This is a genomic window from Streptomyces sp. S.PB5, assembly GCF_030403745.1.
Lineage (GTDB): Bacteria > Actinomycetota > Actinomycetes > Streptomycetales > Streptomycetaceae > Streptomyces.
In genome coordinates this window covers 287,750-303,160 of sequence record NZ_JAQMWP010000013.1, presented here as the reverse complement: position 1 = coordinate 303,160, position 15,411 = coordinate 287,750, and the positions used below count along the sequence as shown (strand labels likewise).

The 15,411-nt window shown below is 69.1% G+C and carries 12 protein-coding genes and 2 pseudogenes; 4 read left to right on the top strand and 10 right to left on the bottom strand.

The features are described 5' to 3' along the window. The 3 genes and pseudogenes from PH203_RS32125 to PH203_RS32115 form a co-directional block, all read right to left on the bottom strand. A pseudogene (locus PH203_RS32125) lies at positions 1-201 on the bottom strand (cellulose 1,4-beta-cellobiosidase); the annotation flags it as partial. Positions 202-287: 86 nt separating this feature from the next. Continuing rightward, positions 288-800, bottom strand: a complete 513-nt coding sequence (locus tag PH203_RS32120) for a hypothetical protein (protein WP_289924401.1) — start codon at positions 798-800, stop codon at positions 288-290. A 111-nt stretch (positions 801-911) separates the two neighbouring features. Then, the gene (locus tag PH203_RS32115) at positions 912-2,615 is read right to left on the bottom strand and encodes a PA14 domain-containing protein (protein WP_289924400.1); all 1,704 of its coding nucleotides are present in this window, start codon (positions 2,613-2,615) and stop codon (positions 912-914) included. 293 nt (positions 2,616-2,908) lie between these two features. Here PH203_RS32115 and PH203_RS32110 point away from each other — a divergent pair, with 293 nt between their 5' ends. Continuing rightward, positions 2,909-4,015 carry a substrate-binding domain-containing protein gene (locus tag PH203_RS32110; protein ID WP_289924399.1) on the top strand — a complete coding sequence of 369 codons (1,107 nt, stop codon included), beginning with the start codon at positions 2,909-2,911 and terminating at the stop codon, positions 4,013-4,015. 4 nt (positions 4,016-4,019) lie between these two features. On the opposite strand, the gene PH203_RS32105 is transcribed toward PH203_RS32110, so the two are convergent. From PH203_RS32105 to PH203_RS32090, 4 genes are all read right to left on the bottom strand, one after another. Continuing rightward, positions 4,020-4,595, bottom strand: coding sequence for a DUF4352 domain-containing protein (locus tag PH203_RS32105; protein WP_289924398.1), 576 nt, complete (start codon positions 4,593-4,595; stop codon positions 4,020-4,022). 91 nt (positions 4,596-4,686) lie between these two features. Then, positions 4,687-5,529, bottom strand: coding sequence for a transglutaminase family protein (locus tag PH203_RS32100; RefSeq protein ID WP_289924395.1), 843 nt, complete (start codon positions 5,527-5,529; stop codon positions 4,687-4,689). Positions 5,530-5,531: 2 nt separating this feature from the next. Continuing rightward, positions 5,532-6,464: an alpha-E domain-containing protein gene (locus PH203_RS32095; protein ID WP_289924394.1), complete on the bottom strand. Its 933-nt coding sequence runs from the start codon at positions 6,462-6,464 to the stop codon at positions 5,532-5,534. Then, complete coding sequence (locus PH203_RS32090) at positions 6,461-8,005, bottom strand: circularly permuted type 2 ATP-grasp protein (protein ID WP_289924392.1); 1,545 nt, start codon at positions 8,003-8,005, stop codon at positions 6,461-6,463. Before PH203_RS32090 ends, PH203_RS32095 begins: the two co-directional genes overlap by 4 nt. Before the next feature lie 387 nt (positions 8,006-8,392). Here PH203_RS32090 and PH203_RS32085 point away from each other — a divergent pair, with 387 nt between their 5' ends. Next, positions 8,393-9,439 (top strand): helix-turn-helix transcriptional regulator, encoded by a 1,047-nt coding sequence (locus tag PH203_RS32085; RefSeq protein WP_289924390.1) that lies wholly within the window; start codon positions 8,393-8,395, stop codon positions 9,437-9,439. Here PH203_RS32085 and PH203_RS32080 read toward each other — a convergent pair. Both PH203_RS32080 and PH203_RS32075 read right to left on the bottom strand, forming a co-directional pair. Then, entirely contained in the window at positions 9,402-10,385 is a 984-nt protein-coding gene (locus PH203_RS32080; RefSeq protein WP_289924388.1) for a LuxR family transcriptional regulator, read from the bottom strand. The genes PH203_RS32085 and PH203_RS32080 overlap by 38 nt on opposite strands. Then, positions 10,382-11,356, bottom strand: coding sequence for a helix-turn-helix transcriptional regulator (locus PH203_RS32075; protein WP_289924422.1), 975 nt, complete (start codon positions 11,354-11,356; stop codon positions 10,382-10,384). The genes PH203_RS32080 and PH203_RS32075 overlap by 4 nt, the downstream gene beginning before the upstream one ends. A gap of 363 nt (positions 11,357-11,719) precedes the next feature. Between PH203_RS32075 and PH203_RS32070 the strand changes: the two genes are divergently transcribed. Continuing rightward, positions 11,720-12,055 (top strand): hypothetical protein, encoded by a 336-nt coding sequence (locus PH203_RS32070; RefSeq protein WP_171141595.1) that lies wholly within the window; start codon positions 11,720-11,722, stop codon positions 12,053-12,055. 198 nt (positions 12,056-12,253) lie between these two features. On the opposite strand, the pseudogene PH203_RS32065 reads toward PH203_RS32070, so the two are convergent. Beyond that, a pseudogene (locus PH203_RS32065) lies at positions 12,254-12,635 on the bottom strand (nitrilase). A gap of 129 nt (positions 12,636-12,764) precedes the next feature. Between PH203_RS32065 and clpB the strand changes: the two are divergent. Next, positions 12,765-15,362 carry an ATP-dependent chaperone ClpB gene (gene clpB, locus PH203_RS32060; protein ID WP_289924385.1) on the top strand — a complete coding sequence of 866 codons (2,598 nt, stop codon included), beginning with the start codon at positions 12,765-12,767 and terminating at the stop codon, positions 15,360-15,362. Positions 15,363-15,411: the final 49 nt, after the last annotated feature.

Sequence of the window (15,411 nt, the reverse complement as noted above, 5' to 3'; positions counted from 1 at the left end):
CCAGTTCTGGTCGATGGCGTTGTCGCAGTCCGTCTTCTTCGGGGTGCCGGAGAAGGTGGTGTTCGCGAAGAACTGCCGCTTGAACACCGGCGAGGCGCAGGTCGTCGCGGCGGAAGCGGGCGTGATGGTGAGGAGGGTGCCCGCGGTGGTGAGCACGGTGGCGGTCGCGATGGCCGCGGTCGTACGTCTGGCTGGGTTCATCGGTTCCTTCGGTCCTGATCGTCGACGGCACGCACAACCGTCGACGATCAGGACTCCACCGGACCCCGATTGGTTGTACGGCCGGGTCAGGGAATCAGCTCGCCGATCATGTCGGCTGCCTCGGACCACAGCGAGTCCGCTCCCGTACCGAAAGCGGCGGCCAGCGCGTACCCGACGGCCGCGTCCATGGCGTCCGGAGTGGCGTCCGAGCGCCAGTCCGCCGTGACCCGGCCGTCGCCGCGCGAGACCAGGGCGCCCAGGCGCCGCCCGTCCCGCAGGAAGCGGCTCTTCCTCGTCGAGCGCGGGACCAGCCGCCAGTGCCGGCCCGCGTGCCGGACGTCGACCCGGTACGAACGCCGGATCAGCCGCCCTTTGCCCGGCGCCAGGGCGGCGGCCTCGCCACCGATGGTGAGCACGAGCAGCCCGGCGTCACGGGTGCCGACGGGGATGTCCCCGTTGGCCCTGGTGCCGGCGGCCCGGCTCAGCACGATCCGCGGGAGTGCGGCGCCCTCGACGACGACCTCGCCCCGCCCGAGGTCCAGTCGGACGGTGAGCGGGCCGAACAGGTCGTCCGTGACGGAGTTCTCGGTGATCGTCATACCTTCCTCGTGGAGTCGTCAGGAGTTCGATGCTCTGACTGTCCAGTCGCCCGCCGACGGGGATTCGGTTCCGCCCCGGGGCCCAGAGAACCCTCTGGGTCCCGGTTCACTTCACGGGGCGGTCGCCGCCCAGTCGCCCGCCGGTACGGACTCGGTGCCGTCCGCGGCCAGGTTGGTCACCCAGTAGAAGGACGTGGTGCCGCGCTGGGCGCCCGTGTCGTAGTACTCCATGGCGCCGGTGCCGAGGTCGGCGATCTTCTCGTAAGTCCCGGTGGCCGGGTTCCAGCGGTAGACCCGGAATCCGGTCGTCTCCTGACGGGTGGAACTCCAGTACCAGGTGAGGTGGTTGCCCTCGGCCCCTTCCCCTCCCGTCGCGGTGAGCTCCAGCGGGGAACCCTCCGGGGTCGCGACACTCGGCGTCACGTCGAGTTCCGTGGCCGTCACGATGTTCGCCTCGCCGGTCATCTTCCAGGCGGACCACCAGTTGTCGTCGTACGCGTCCACGAAGAGGCAGGCCTCCTCGCCGTCGGGGAGCGTCGCGTACTCGTAGGACGTGGTGTCGGCGCCCAGCCACTCCACCTCGTGGACGGAGCACACCTTCTCCTCGTCGCCCCGGAGTTCACCCCGGTAGACGAGGTACCGCCCGAGGTCGGGGGCCGGGTTCGGGTCCCAGGTCAGGGAGAAGCCGTACGCGGTCGGAGTGACCGTCAGCCCGGTCACCGCGGGCGGCGCGGTGACGTCGGGGCGGGTGGCCGTGAGGGTGGCTGAGCGGGCGGACTCGTTGCCGGCCGCGTCGAGGGCGGTCACCTGGTAGTGGTAACTGCTCTCCTCCACCGCCGAGGTGTCCAGGTACGAGGCCGTGGTCGCATCCCCGATCCTGACGTACGCGCTGCTCCCCTTCGGCGCCCGGTACACGCGGTACGACGCCGCTCCGGCGACCTCGGTCCACTCGATGTGGATTCCGGAGAACGAGAGGGAGGTGTCCAGGCCGGTGGGCGCGGCCGGCGCGGTCAGGTCGGCCGTCGTGACCGCCTGGTCCGCCGTCCCGGCCGACTCGTTGCCCGCCTTGTCGTACGCCCGGACCTCGTAGAAGTAGGTGCTCTCGCCGGTCACCGGGAGGGTGGCGTCCGTGTACGAGGTGGAGGTCGTCGTCGTGATCGGCGCGCTGCCGAAGGAGGCGCCCTTGAGCCGCCGGAAGACCCGATACCCGGCGAGGTCCATCTCCTTGTTCTTGGACCAGGTGAGCTTGGCCTTGCCGGTGGCCTGGTCGTACGTCGCCGAAGTCCCGGTCGGGGTGAGGGGTTTGACCTTGTCGACGGTGGCGGAGGTGCGGGGTGTGTACGTGAACTTGACCTTGGCGGAGCCGGTCCAGTTGACGTAGTCGACGCGGACGGAGTGTTTCCCGGAGGGGATGGTGACGTTGACGGTCTTGCTGACGGTGGTGGAGGTGTTCTTCCACAGGTCGATCTTGCGGACGCCGTCGATGTAGACCCGGATTCCGTCGAGTCCGGAGGCGGCGAGGGCGAAGGGGCCGCCGGAGCCGAAGTCGCGGGTGACGGACCAGCGGACGCCGAAGTTGTTGGACGGCAGGCCGGAAGCGGGGGCGCCGCTCCAGTTCTGGTCGATGGCGTTGTCGCAGTCCGTCTTCTTCGGGGTGCCGGAGAAGGTGGTGTTCGCGAAGAACTGCCGCTTGAACACCGGCGAGGTGCAGGTCGTCGCGGCGGAAGCGGGCGTCGTGAGGGAGAGCAGGGTGCCCGCGGTGGCGAGTACGACGGTGGTGGAGGCCATGGCCGTCGTACGTCTGGCTGGGAACATTCGGTCCTCTGATCGAGATCGGAACGGCGGGGCGACGCCGTCATGATCACGACTCGTGAGGAATGGCATTGGTTGTGCGGATCGCAGGCTTCCGGTTCGGGTTCGACGAATGGAGAGTCCGTAAAGGGCGTTTGAAGGCGGTTCCGCCTCTCCTTCACAAGCCAGCGGAGAGTGGCGTTGCGCACTCGTTAAGTGGTTCCGCTTGACGCCGGAGGGCGGGGGCGCGTTGGCTTTTCGGACACCATGGTCGCAATTGCGCCCGCGTACCTAAGGCACCAGAAGTGAGCTCCTCAATGCGTCGTACCGCCATATGCCTGGCCGCGTCCTCGATGGCCTTCTCGCTCTCCGCCTGCGGCGCGCTCGGGGTGTCCAGCAGCAGTGCCGACGCGAGCCCGACCAAGGGTGACGACATCACGGTGGGCGTGCTGATGCCGGAGAAGACGAACTCGCGGTACGAGAAGTTCGACTACCCGATCATCAAGGCCAAGGTCGCCGAGCTGACGGACAAAAAGGGCACGACCGTGTACGCCAACGGTGAGGCGGACGCGGACCAGCAGGCGACCCAGATGCAGAAGATGATCGACGACCAGGTCGATGTGATCCTGCTCGACGCCGTGGACTCCAAGAAGATCGCGACGATGGTGAAGAAGGCGAAGGACGCGGGCATTCCCGTCATCGCCTACGACCGCCTCGCCGAGGGCCCGATCGACGCGTACGTCTCCTTCGACAACGAACTCGTCGGCGAGGTCCAGGGCCGCACGCTCGTCGAGGCGCTCGGCGAGAACGTCGACACCTCCGACAAGATCGTCATGATCAACGGCTCGCCCTCCGACCCGAACGCAGGACAGTTCAAGGCGGGCGCGCTCTCCGAGCTCAACGGCAAGGTGACGATCGCCGAGAAGTACGACGTCGACGGCTGGAAGCCGGAGATCGCCAAGGAGGACATGGCCAAGGCGATCAAGGCGATCGGCAAGGACAACATCGCCGCCGTCTACTCCGCCAACGACGCCATGGCCGAGACCGCCATCGAGGCCATGGAGGAGGCGGGGATGACCGATCTGCCGCCGATCACCGGCCAGGACGCGGAACTGCCCGCCGTGCAGCGGATCGTCACCGGTGAGCAGTACATGAGCGTGTACAAGTCCTACCCGCTGGAGGCGGAGGCCGCCGCGGAGATGGCCGTCGCCAAGATCCAGGGCAAGAGCATCCTCTTCGACTCCCTCACCCAGGACCGGGTCGACAGCCCCACGACCAAGGACATCCCGGCGCAGCTGGTGTCCGTGTCGGCGCTGACGCAGAAGAACATCAAGAGCACGGTCGTCGCCGACGGCATCTACAAGCTGTCCGACATCTGCACGCCCAAGCTGGCGTCGGCCTGCGCGGCGATCAAGCTCAACTGAGCGCTCAGCCGGCGGGCGCCGGTTTCATCGGCACCAGCACCCCGTTCGGTGCCCGTCCGATCGGCTTGGTGCTGGTGAAGCTGGACGGGTCGTTGTCCCCCGAGACGCGCAGGCCGGTGACCTCCGCGTCCTTGGGGACGTCGTACCAGAGCTCGACCTCCATCAGCGTATGGCCGCCCATCTTCACCGTCTCCGACTGCCGCCGTACCGCCATGGCGAACGAGTCCGGCCGCGCCCGGTCCCCGTTCACCCCCGCGAGGCGCTGCCGGACCGTCTCGTAGACGTGGTAGTTCGGGTCCTTGTTCTCCACCCGCAACCGCGCCGCACAGAACTGCCCTTGCGGCGGCGCGTCCGCGTGCGACCCCGTCACCCCCGTGATCCCGCAGCGCAGCGACAGCACGGTGAAGGTGAGATGGCCGTCCTTGTAGGCGCGTGAGGGCTCTTGGGAGGGCGAGGCGGAGGCAGTGGCAGAGGACGTGGATCCGGTGGAATCCCCGTCACCGCCCCCACCGCCCCCACCGCACCCCGCGACGAAGAGCAGTGCGATCAGGACCAGTTGAACCGGGCGCGCTGTCGGCATAGCGGCGATTGTGCGCCCTCACCCCCGGAAATGGGAGGCACCCCGCCACGCCGGGCTGCGCGCCCACCCCGCCCCCGCCCCACCTAAGCCCTCACCCCACCCGAGTGAACTCCACCGTCACCTCCGGCGGCCCCCCAGGCACCCCCCGATAGATCCCCTTGTGCGGAGTGACGTCGTCGTAGTCCCGCCCCCGCCCCACGACCACATGCGACTCGTCCGCCCGGGTCCGGTTCGTCGGGTCGTACCCGCACCACTCGCCCGCCCAGTACTCGATCCACGCATGACTCTGCCCCGCGACCGCCCGGTGCAGCTCCGCCTCCCGCTCCGGGTGGAGATAGCCGGAGACATACCGGGCCGGCAGCCCCACGCCCCGCAGCAGACCGAGGGTGAGGTGGGTGATGTCCTGGCAGACGCCCGCGCCCTGCTCCCAGGCCTCGGCGGGCGAGGTGTTCACACTCGTGGCGCCGGGGAGGTAGGTGACCCGGTCGGCGACGAGCGCGGAGACGGCGATCGTGGCCTCGTGCGGGTCGAGCCCGGCCGCGGCCTTCCGCGCCTTCTTCACCAGCTTCGCGGGGACGGTCGTACGGCCGGTCGGGCCCGCGAACTCCAACAGGCGGGAGTTCGCGGTCCGTTCGGCGACCGACTCCCAGCTCGGCGCCGGCGGCAGCGGCTCCGGCGGGGACGTCTCCACCAGACTGGACGCGGTGATGGTCAGGTCCGCGTGCGGGTCCATCAGGTCGAAACCGGTGACCTGGGTGCCCCAGTAGTCCCAGTACGACCAGGTCGCCGCGGCCGGGGTGACGCTGACCCGGGAGTCCAGCGTGGTCTGCCCGGGCAGCGTCAGCGGGGTCATGCGGACCTCGTTGTGCGAGGAGACGGCGGCCTGGGCGTACGAGACCTTCGTGACGTGCTTGATACGGAGGCGGCGGGTCATGCTCACGCTCCTTCCTGGGCCCATTCGACGGGCCCCTGGTACGGGAAGAACCGCTCCGCCACCGCCTCCGCCGAGGTCATGCAGGCCTGCTGCAAGTCCCGTAGCAGGGCGGGGAGTTGTTCCTGGAGGGCGTTGAGGTCGAGGTACTCGAGCCGGGTGCGCATCCGGCCGATGGGACGGCGGGCCGGGTCCTGGCGGGGCCGGCCGAGTGCGCTGAGGCACTCCTCCGCGGTGGTCAGCGCGTGCAGTGCCGAACGCGGGAAGTCCCGGTCCATCAGCAGGAATTCGGCGACGCGCGCATTGTCCCCGAACCCGCTGTGCACGCGCGCGTACGCCTCGTCGGCCCCGGACGCGCTCAGCAGCGTCGTCCAGTCCGGCGCGTGCGCGGCGTCCAGCACCCGTACGGACAGCAGCCGTACGGTCATGTCCACCCGCTCAAGGCTCCGCCCCAGCACCACGAACCGCCAGCTGTCGTCCCGGCTCATGGTGGAGTCCGCGAGCCCGAAGAAGAGGGCCGCACGCGCGCGTACCAGCTCCAGATAGGCGTAGGGGCCGGTCCGCCGGGCCGCGCGCCGCCGGTCGGCGAGCGCGTGCCAGGTGGAGTTGAGGCACTCCCACATCTCGGAGGAGACCGCCTCACGCGCACTGCGGGCGTTCAGCCGGGCCGCCCCCAGCGCCCCCTCGATCGAGCAGGTCGAGCGGGCGTCGAAGGCGAGCTGGTCGAGGACCTGCTGCATGTCCACCCGCTGGTCGCCGGCGTCGACGCCGAGGATCGCGTACAACGACCGGCAGGCCGCGTCCTCGTCGCGCCACGGGTCCTCCAGCATCCGGTGGAGATAGGCGTCGAGAATCCGCCCGGTGGCGTCGGCCCGTTCCACGTACCGCCCGGTCCAGGTCAGCGCCTCGGCTATCCGGGAGAGGATCACATCGCTCACTGCTGCTGCGCCCCTTCCTGTACGAAGGTGGGGTTGCCGTCGGGGCCGAGCTGGCGCGGGGCGACGGCCGGCAGGGTGTCCGTCGTCTCGGGCTCGGGTGGCTCGGCCGGGCCCTCGGCGAGTACCCAGGTGTCCTTGGAGCCGCCGCCCTGGCTGGAGTTGACGATCAGGTTGCCCTCCTGGAGGGCCACGCGGGTCAGTCCGCCCGGCAGCACCCAGACATCGTTGCCGTCGTTCACTGCGAACGGCCTCAGGTCGATGTGCCGGGGTGCCATCCGCTCCCCGGCGAGGGTGGGGGAGGTGGACAGTGCGACGGGCCGCTGGGCGATGAACCCGCGGGGGTCGGCGATCACGGCCTTCCTGGTCTTCTCCAGGGTCGCCTTGTCCGCCTTGGGCCCGATGACGATGCCCTGTCCGCCGGCGCCGTCGACGGGCTTGATGACCAGCCGGTCGATCTGGTCGAGCACGGCGTCCAGCTGTCCCGGCTCATCGGGCCGGAAGGACTCGACGTTGGGGAGAATCGGTTCCTCACTCAGGTAGTACCGGATGAGATCCGGTACGTAGGTGTAGAGCAGCTTGTCGTCCGCGATGCCGTTGCCGACGGCGTTCGCGAGTGTGACGTTGCCCGTCATCGCCGCGCTCATGATCCCCGGGCAGCCGATCACCGAGTCGGGCCGGAAGTGCAGCGGATCGAGGAAGTCGTCGTCGAGGCGCCGGTATACGACATGGACGGGCACCTCACCACGGGTCGTGCGCATCCACACCCGGTTGTTGCGGCACACGAGGTCGTGCCCCTCGACCAGCTGCACGCCCATCAGCCGGGCCAGCAGGGCGTGTTCGAAGTAGGCGGCGTTGGAGGGCCCGGGTGTGAGCACGACGACCCGGGGGTCCTGCGTACCCCCGGGCGCGGCGGCGCGCAGTGCGGACAGCAGCCGCTGCCCGTACGCGTCGACGGGCAGCACATGCTGTTCCGAGAAGAGCGAGGGGAAGATCCGGGTCATGGCACGCCGGTTCTCGATGACGTACGAAACCCCGCTGGGCACCCGCACATTGTCCTCGAGGACCCGGAAGTCCCCGGCCTCGTCCCGTACGAGATCGATGCCGGCGACGTGGATACGTACTCCGCCGGGCGGCTCGACCCCTTGGGCGGCCCGGTGGAAATGCGGGGAGTTGAGGAGCAGCCGCCAGGGCACGACGCCGTCCTCGAAGGCCCGGCAGTGGCCGTAGGCGTCGGCGAGATAGGCCTCCAGGGCCCGTACCCGCTGCCCCACCCCGCGTTGTATGAGATCCCATTCCAGTGCGTCCAGAATCCTCGGCACGAGGTCCAGCGGCCACGGCCGCTCCTCGCCCGCGAAGGCGTAGGTCACGCCCCGGTCGGTGAACGCCCGGGCCATCTGGTCGGCCCGGAACCGGAGTTCACTCGGTTCGATCGGCTGCAGTGCCGCCAGCACCGGCTCATAGGCGGTCCTGACCTCACCCGGCCGCACAAACATCTCGTCCCACGCGTCGGCCAACGCGTATGCGTCAAATATGTCCGCCATGAGGGGACGTTAGAGGCGATACGTAACGCGGCGATCACCGTGCGATTTCCGGAAGCGCACGTGGAAAGACGAATTCCCTTTGCACAAGGCCCTTCCGAGGGCCTGCCGGAGGCTTCCCGACCGTGATTCGGCCGCGATTCGGCCGCGATTCGACCATGATTCGGGGGCTTCGCGGGGGCCGTGGACCCCCATCAGCTTGTTGCAACTCGACGGCCGGAGGCGCGAATATACCGCCACATACAGGTGGTTTCCCTCGGTCACAGTGGGCGGAGCCGTGTTGCGGAGCAGGTCCGGTCCGCGCATAGTTGCGGAGCCGAAGGGGTGTGCTGCTGCCACGAGCGTCGGCACACCGGGCACGAGAGGCTGGAACCGGGGGTGGACTGGGCGATGGCCGGGCACGGGACGGAGGAGCATCCCCACGGTGCCGACCGACTGTGCGAGGCCGGGGATCGCGTGTATTCCCGGGCCGTACGGCGGGGCCGCGTGCCGCGCGAGGACGCGGAACCGGTGCCGTGCCTCCTGGAGCTGGCGCTGCTGCATCCGGACCCGGACGACATGGACTACCTCGTGCCGACGTCCCCACAGGAGGTCATGACCCGGCTCCTGCGTGGCGTCTACGACGAGGTGAGCCAGAGCCAGCGGCGGATGGGCTCGGCGGTGGCGGCGTTCGAGTGGTACGCGGGCCTGGGCCCGCAGGCCCTGTCGTCTTCGGTGGAGGGCGGCTCGGCGATCCGGGTCCTCGACGGCCTCAGCCGCATCCAGGCCGCCATGGACGCCGCGACGGAGGCCTGCACGACCGAGGTGATCACCGTCCAGCCCGGCGGCATCCGCCCCGAACACGAACTGACGGAGGGCCTGCACCGCGCGCTCGCCCTGCGCGCCCGGGGCGTCCGCATGCGGGACCTGTACACCCACGTGGCCCGCCATGGCCAGGGCCTGCTGAACTACCTTGAGCTGATGGGCGACGCGGTCGAGGCCCGGACGCTCGACGAGGTGATCGACCGCCTCATCCTCTTCGACCGTACGGTCGCCTTTATTCCGGCGAACTCGGACCGCACGCTCGCGCTGGAGCTCCGCCACCCGGCGCTGGTGGCGTTCCTGGCGACGGTCTTCGAGCGTTTGTGGCGCCTGGCGATCCCGCTGACGGCCTCGTTGCCGGACACAGGGATCGAGGGCATCTCCCACCGCGAGCAGTCGATCGCGGCCCTGCTGGCGGAAGGCCACCAGGACGCGGTGATCGCGGAGAGGCTGGGCATAAGCGTCCGGACGTGCCGGGCGCATATCGCGCGCCTGTCGGAGACATTGGGCGCGGCGAGCCGCACCCAACTGGGCGTCCGCATCGCACAGGTCGGCCTGGACGGCCCGCCCCGCTCGGCCGAGAGCGGCGGCCGCGAAGTCACGATTCCCGATCAAGGATCCCCGAGCGTCCGATGAGGTAGCCGAGTTGGGCGCGGCTTTCGCTGCCCAGCGTCGCGGCGAGTTTGGCGATGTGCTCGCGGGCGGTGCGGATGTTCAGGCCCAGACGTGCGGCGATCACGGCGTCTGTGTGGCCCTCGACGAGGAGGGCGGCGATGGCTCGTTGGCGGGGCGTGATGCCGTTGAGGGTGGGGGGCTGGACGGCTTCGGGGTACATGGGGGTGGCGAGGCGCCACAGGCGGTCGAAGGCGGTGGCGAGGAAGCCGACGATGGCGGGCTGGCGGATTTCCAGGGCGAGCGTGCGGTCCGGGTTGGCGGGGATGAAGGCGACCGTGCGGTCGATGAGGATGAGGCGGTCGGTCACCTCGTCGAGGGTGCGGGCCTCGGCGTCACCTCTGAGCTGCTCGTAGCGGGCGAGTACGAGGGGGGTGTGGCGCTGGGTGTGCTGGTAGAGGGTCCTGATGCGTCCGCCGCGGTCGAGGAGAGCCTGGTCGCGGTCCAGGGCTATGGCCTGTGCCGTCCCGCTCTGACTGCTGACGTACTGGGAATGGGGCTGGACACAGAGCATTTCCCGTGTTGCCTGGGCCAGAGCCTTGGTGATGGCGTCGTTGATCCGCTGCTTGCCACTGAGGACACCGATGACGGGCGTCTCCGCCATCGCCGAGTGCCGGCTGTCGATGTCCATCAGCGGCTCGAACATCGCCGCCAGCCCCTCCTCACGGCGTCGTTCGGCTGCGATACGGTCCTCGACGCCCCGCAGCAGCCGGTGGAGGGCGAAGGCCGGGGCTATGGGGCGCAACCAGCGCGGCTCACCAGGGTCGGCGTACAGCAGACCGAGGTCGAGCAGGCAGGGCGCTTCGGCTGCCTTCTCGGCACGGACCCGCCCCTGGCTCAGAGCCTGGGTGTACAGGCTCAGGCCCGCCTCGCACAGTTCCTGAGTTCCGTGCGCATGGGGCTCGGTCACGGCTGGTCGTCTCCCCCCGGCAGCGAGTTGCCCTGATCCAGGATTCCCGACTGCGCGATGAGGTAGCCGAGTTGGGCGCGGCTGCCACTGCCGAGGGCTGTGGCCAGCTTGGCGATGTGGGCTCGGCAGGTCCGTACGTTCATCCCCAGGCGGCGCGCGATGGCCTCATCGACATGACCCTCCACGAGGAGCTTGGCGATGGAGTGCTGGATGTCTGTGATGCCGTCGGGAGCGGTCTCGTAGGGAGCGCCGGCGCTCAGCGGGACGGCGCGGCTCCACATGAACTCGAAGACCTTGATCAGGTAGCTGACGAGACCGGGGTGACGGAGTTCGAGGGCGACTTGACGATCGTCGCGGATGGGGATGAACGCCACGGTCTCGTCGCAGATGATAAGCCGCTCCACCAGCTCGTCGATGGTGCGGTACTCCACCTTGCCGTCGGCGAACTGGTCCACCCAGGCGAGCCGTTCCTGGCTGTATCTGGCGGTGTGCTGGTAGAGGGTCCGGATCCGCACTCCTCGTTCGGTCAGCGGTCTGTCGCGCTCCAGGGCTTCCACGAGTCGGCGTTCCGGGTGGCGGTGGGCCGGCTGGACTGCGAGCACCTCGTTCTGGCACTGCGAGGTCGCCAGGTCGAGAGCCGCGTTGATGCGATCGAGCCCTTCCAATACGGTGATCGAATGAGTGGAGGCCGTCAACGGAGGGCTACTGAGGGCCATGAACGGCTCGAAGGCATCGGCCAGCTCGATCGACAGCCGCCTGCGTTCCGTGATCTCGCGTTCGATGGGATTCAGACGCTGGGCAAGAGCGAGCGACGGAGGAACCGGGCGCAGCCAGTTCGCGTCGTCGGGATCGGGTTGGAGCAGGGAGAACTCCACCAGACAAGGAGCGGCCGCTACCTCCGAGCGGGCGATACATCCCATGCGGAGCGCGTTCGCATAAAGACGACTCCCTTCAGAGCACAGCTCCGTCATAGCGTGGGGATGCGCCTCTTTAGTCCGGTTCGTCACCAAATCTCCACCCCCCAGGGTCCTGAACATGCAGGAACATGATGCACCGATCGTGTGGCCATGACGTGCCCGAATGAGCCATCGTCTTACCAGACGGGGGAAGAGGGGACCTTCTAATGAGGACGAAGCCGACTATGCGCAAGAGAATGCTTCACTCGGTGCTCGCCACCGCCTTCTTCGCCGTTGTGGCCTTCGGAACGCTGAGTGGCCTCTCCAGTGCGGCGAGTGCGGCGGAGTTGGACACCGCTTGGTCGAGTGCGACGATCACCGCAGTCGACGGTGGCGACGACACCCCTGCCGTTCCGGCAGACACTGCCTGGAGCTGACGTGACCACCCCACCCGACGACCGCTCCTTCCGCCGAGAAATGGCCACCGCCTACCGATCAGGCTGGCACTTCATCGACCTGGTCACCGCGATCCCCCACGCCGGTGACTCGCTGATGGTGACCGTCTTCGGTGAGCCGGTCGTCGTGACGCGGGACGAGGACGAGGACCTGAGGGCGTACCGGTGTCTGCGGCGGCCTCGGGGGGCGCCGCAGCCCGTGCGGTGTGCCATTCGGTACGGAATGATCTTTGTGAATCTTGACCAACGAGACCATCGGCTGGTGGAACCGGAATCCCCCACCACTCGGGCCATACCAGCCACCCCCCGCAGTGCCTGACGCGATTCCCCCGTCGTAACAGATCGCGCAGGTGCTTCCCCCCGCAGCGGCGTCACCGTGACCTGAACACGGTGACGCCGCTGCAGTTTTGAGGGACATTTCCGGGTATCGACCCAATCGGTCACTGGCCGGAAATAGTCGATCATGCGCCCTGGGCTCCCTCCGTATCCCGTCCCGCACTCCGGCGACGAGGACGTCCTACCCGCGCCCCAGTGCCCGCGTCGCCACGATCTCGATCACCACACGGGACGGATTCGGCCCCGGCGCCCGCTCGTACCGCTCCGCGCACCGCGGGCCCACGACCTCGCAGACCGCGACCCGCGCCCCCTCCGGCCCGGCCGCCGGCACATGCCCCACCTCCGTGCTCGCCTTGTTCGTGATCACCCGAGCGATTCCGGCCTCGGGGTCGTACATCACTCCGACGTCACTCCGACCGGCACGACATGCGGGCTGCCGTCCGGGCGCAGGGTCGTCGGCGTGCACGGTGCCGCTCCCGCCAGAAGCTGAGATGCGCGATGTCAGAAGCTGCGAGCGCGGTGGCGTCCGCGAGGGTCGCGAGGTCCCGGGTGTACGTCGTCATGTCTCAGAAGTCGGTCCCCGCAAAGGTCCCGCGCGCCACCTTGAGTGGAATAGACTCAACTTTGTGTACGTTGGCTGAGTCAGTCCCAGGAGAGCCGCCCAGGCCGATATCGAGGAGGAGTACGCGAACGTGGACGCCGAGCTGACCAACCGGAGCCGGGACGCAATCAACGCGGCCGAGAAGCGGGCCGCCGCCGCGGGCCACCCGGATCTCACCCCCGCTCATCTGCTGCTGGCGCTGCTCCAGGGGCAGGACAACGAGAACATCGTCGATCTGCTGGCCGCCGTCGAGGCCGACCAGGCCGCCGTGCGTGCCGGTGCCGAGAAGGTGCTCGCCGGACTGCCCAGCGTGGCCGGGTCCACCGTCGCGCCCCCGCAGCCCAGCCGTGACCTGCTCGCCGTCGTCGCCGATGCGGGCGCCCGCGCCAAGGACCTCGGTGACGAGTACCTCTCCACCGAGCATCTGCTCATCGGTATCGCCGCGAAGGGCGGCCAGGCCGGCGACGTACTCTCCTCGCAGGGGGCGAACGCCAGGAAGTTGCAGGACGCGTTCCAGAAGGGCAGGGGAGGACGCCGGGTGACCACGCCCGATCCGGAGGGGCAGTACAAGGCCCTGGAGAAGTTCGGTACCGACTTCACCGCCGCCGCGCGGGAAGGGAAGCTCGACCCCGTCATCGGGCGGGACCAGGAAATCCGCCGGGTGGTGCAGGTACTGTCCCGCCGCACCAAGAACAACCCCGTCCTCATCGGTGAGCCCGGCGTCGGCAAGACCGCCGTCGTCGAGGGGCTCGCCCAGCGGATCGTGAAGGGGGACGTGCCGGAGTCGCTGAAGAACAAGCGGCTCGTCGCCCTCGACCTCGGCGCGATGGTCGCCGGCGCGAAGTACCGCGGCGAGTTCGAGGAGCGGCTGAAGACCGTCCTCGCCGAGATCAAGGACTCCGACGGGCAGATCATCACCTTCATCGACGAGCTGCACACCGTCGTCGGGGCCGGCGCCGGCGGCGACTCCGCCATGGACGCCGGGAACATGCTCAAGCCCATGCTCGCCCGCGGTGAGCTGCGCATGGTCGGTGCCACGACGCTGGACGAGTACCGGGAGCGGATCGAGAAGGACCCGGCGCTGGAGCGGCGGTTCCAGCAGGTGCTGGTCGCCGAGCCGACCGTCGAGGACACCATCGCCATCCTGCGCGGGCTCAAGGGGCGGTACGAGGCGCACCACAAGGTCCAGATCGCCGACAGCGCGCTGGTCGCCGCCGCCACCCTCTCCGACCGTTACATCACCTCCCGCTTCCTGCCCGACAAGGCCATCGACCTCGTCGACGAGTCCGCCTCCCGGCTCCGTATGGAGATCGACTCGTCCCCCGTCGAGATCGACGAACTCCAGCGCGTCGTCGACCGGTTGAAGATGGAGGAGCTCGCACTGGAGAAGGAGACCGACCCGGCCTCCCGCGAGCGTCTGGAGCGACTGCGCCGCGACCTCGCCGACAAGGAGGAGGAGCTGCGGGGCCTGACCGCCCGCTGGGAGAAGGAGAAGCAGTCCCTCAACCGCGTCGGTGAGCTGAAGGAACGCCTCGACGACCTGCGCGGCCAGGCCGAACGCGCCCAGCGCGACGGCGACTTCGACACCGCCAGCAAGCTGCTCTACGGCGAGATCCCCACCCTGGAACGGGACTTGGAGGAAGCCTCCGAGGCCGAGGAAGAGGCCGCCAAGGACACCATGGTCAAGGAGGAGGTCGGCCCCGACGACATCGCCGACGTCGTCGCCGCCTGGACCGGGATTCCCGCGGGCCGCCTCCTGGAGGGCGAGACCCAGAAACTCCTGCGCATGGAGGAGGAGCTGGGGCGCCGGCTCATCGGGCAGACGGAAGCCGTGCAGGCGGTCTCCGACGCCGTACGCCGCACCCGCGCCGGCATCGCCGACCCCGACCGGCCCACCGGTTCCTTCCTCTTCCTCGGCCCGACGGGCGTCGGCAAGACCGAACTCGCCAAGGCCCTCGCCGACTTCCTCTTCGACGACGAACGCGCGATGGTCCGCATCGACATGAGCGAGTACGGCGAGAAGCACAGCGTCGCCCGGCTGGTAGGCGCGCCTCCCGGCTACGTCGGCTACGAGGAGGGCGGCCAGCTGACGGAGGCGGTGCGCAGGCGGCCGTACAGCGTGGTGCTCCTTGACGAGGTGGAGAAGGCGCACCCCGAGGTCTTCGACATCCTCCTCCAGGTGCTGGACGACGGCCGTCTGACGGACGGTCAGGGCCGCACGGTCGACTTCCGCAACGCCATCCTCGTGCTGACGTCGAACCTGGGCAGCCAGTTCCTGGTCGACCCGATCACGTCCGAGGCGGAGAAGAAGGAACAGGTCCTGGAGGTGGTCCGTACCGCCTTCAAGCCGGAGTTCCTGAACCGTCTCGACGACCTGGTCGTCTTCTCGGCCCTGAACAAGGACGAGCTCGGCCGTATCGCCCGCCTCCAGATCGACCGGCTGGCGAAGCGTCTCGCGGAGCGCCGTCTCACCCTGGAGGTCACCGACGAGGCCCTGGCCTGGCTCGCGGACGAGGGCAACGACCCGGCGTACGGCGCCCGCCCGCTGCGGCGCCTCGTCCAGACCGCCATCGGTGACCGCCTCGCCAAGGAGATCCTCTCCGGCGAGGTCAAGGACGGCGACACGGTCCGGGTGGACGCGTTCGGCGACGGCCTGATCGTGGGACCGGCGACCGGCAAGACGCTCTGACCCCGACTCACCGGGGGTGATGTGCGAGGGGGCCCGAAAGGGCCCCCTT

Coding starts and splice junctions, on each gene's coding strand:
- PH203_RS32120 (WP_289924401.1), bottom strand. CDS start 800: ATGACGATCACCGAGAACTCCGTCACGGACGACCTGTTCGGCCCGCTC.
- PH203_RS32115 (WP_289924400.1), bottom strand. CDS start 2,615: ATGTTCCCAGCCAGACGTACGACGGCCATGGCCTCCACCACCGTCGTA.
- PH203_RS32110 (WP_289924399.1), top strand. CDS start 2,909: ATGCGTCGTACCGCCATATGCCTGGCCGCGTCCTCGATGGCCTTCTCG.
- PH203_RS32105 (WP_289924398.1), bottom strand. CDS start 4,595: ATGCCGACAGCGCGCCCGGTTCAACTGGTCCTGATCGCACTGCTCTTC.
- PH203_RS32100 (WP_289924395.1), bottom strand. CDS start 5,529: ATGACCCGCCGCCTCCGTATCAAGCACGTCACGAAGGTCTCGTACGCC.
- PH203_RS32090 (WP_289924392.1), bottom strand. CDS start 8,005: ATGGCGGACATATTTGACGCATACGCGTTGGCCGACGCGTGGGACGAG.
- PH203_RS32085 (WP_289924390.1), top strand. CDS start 8,393: ATGGCCGGGCACGGGACGGAGGAGCATCCCCACGGTGCCGACCGACTG.
- PH203_RS32075 (WP_289924422.1), bottom strand. CDS start 11,356: ATGACGGAGCTGTGCTCTGAAGGGAGTCGTCTTTATGCGAACGCGCTC.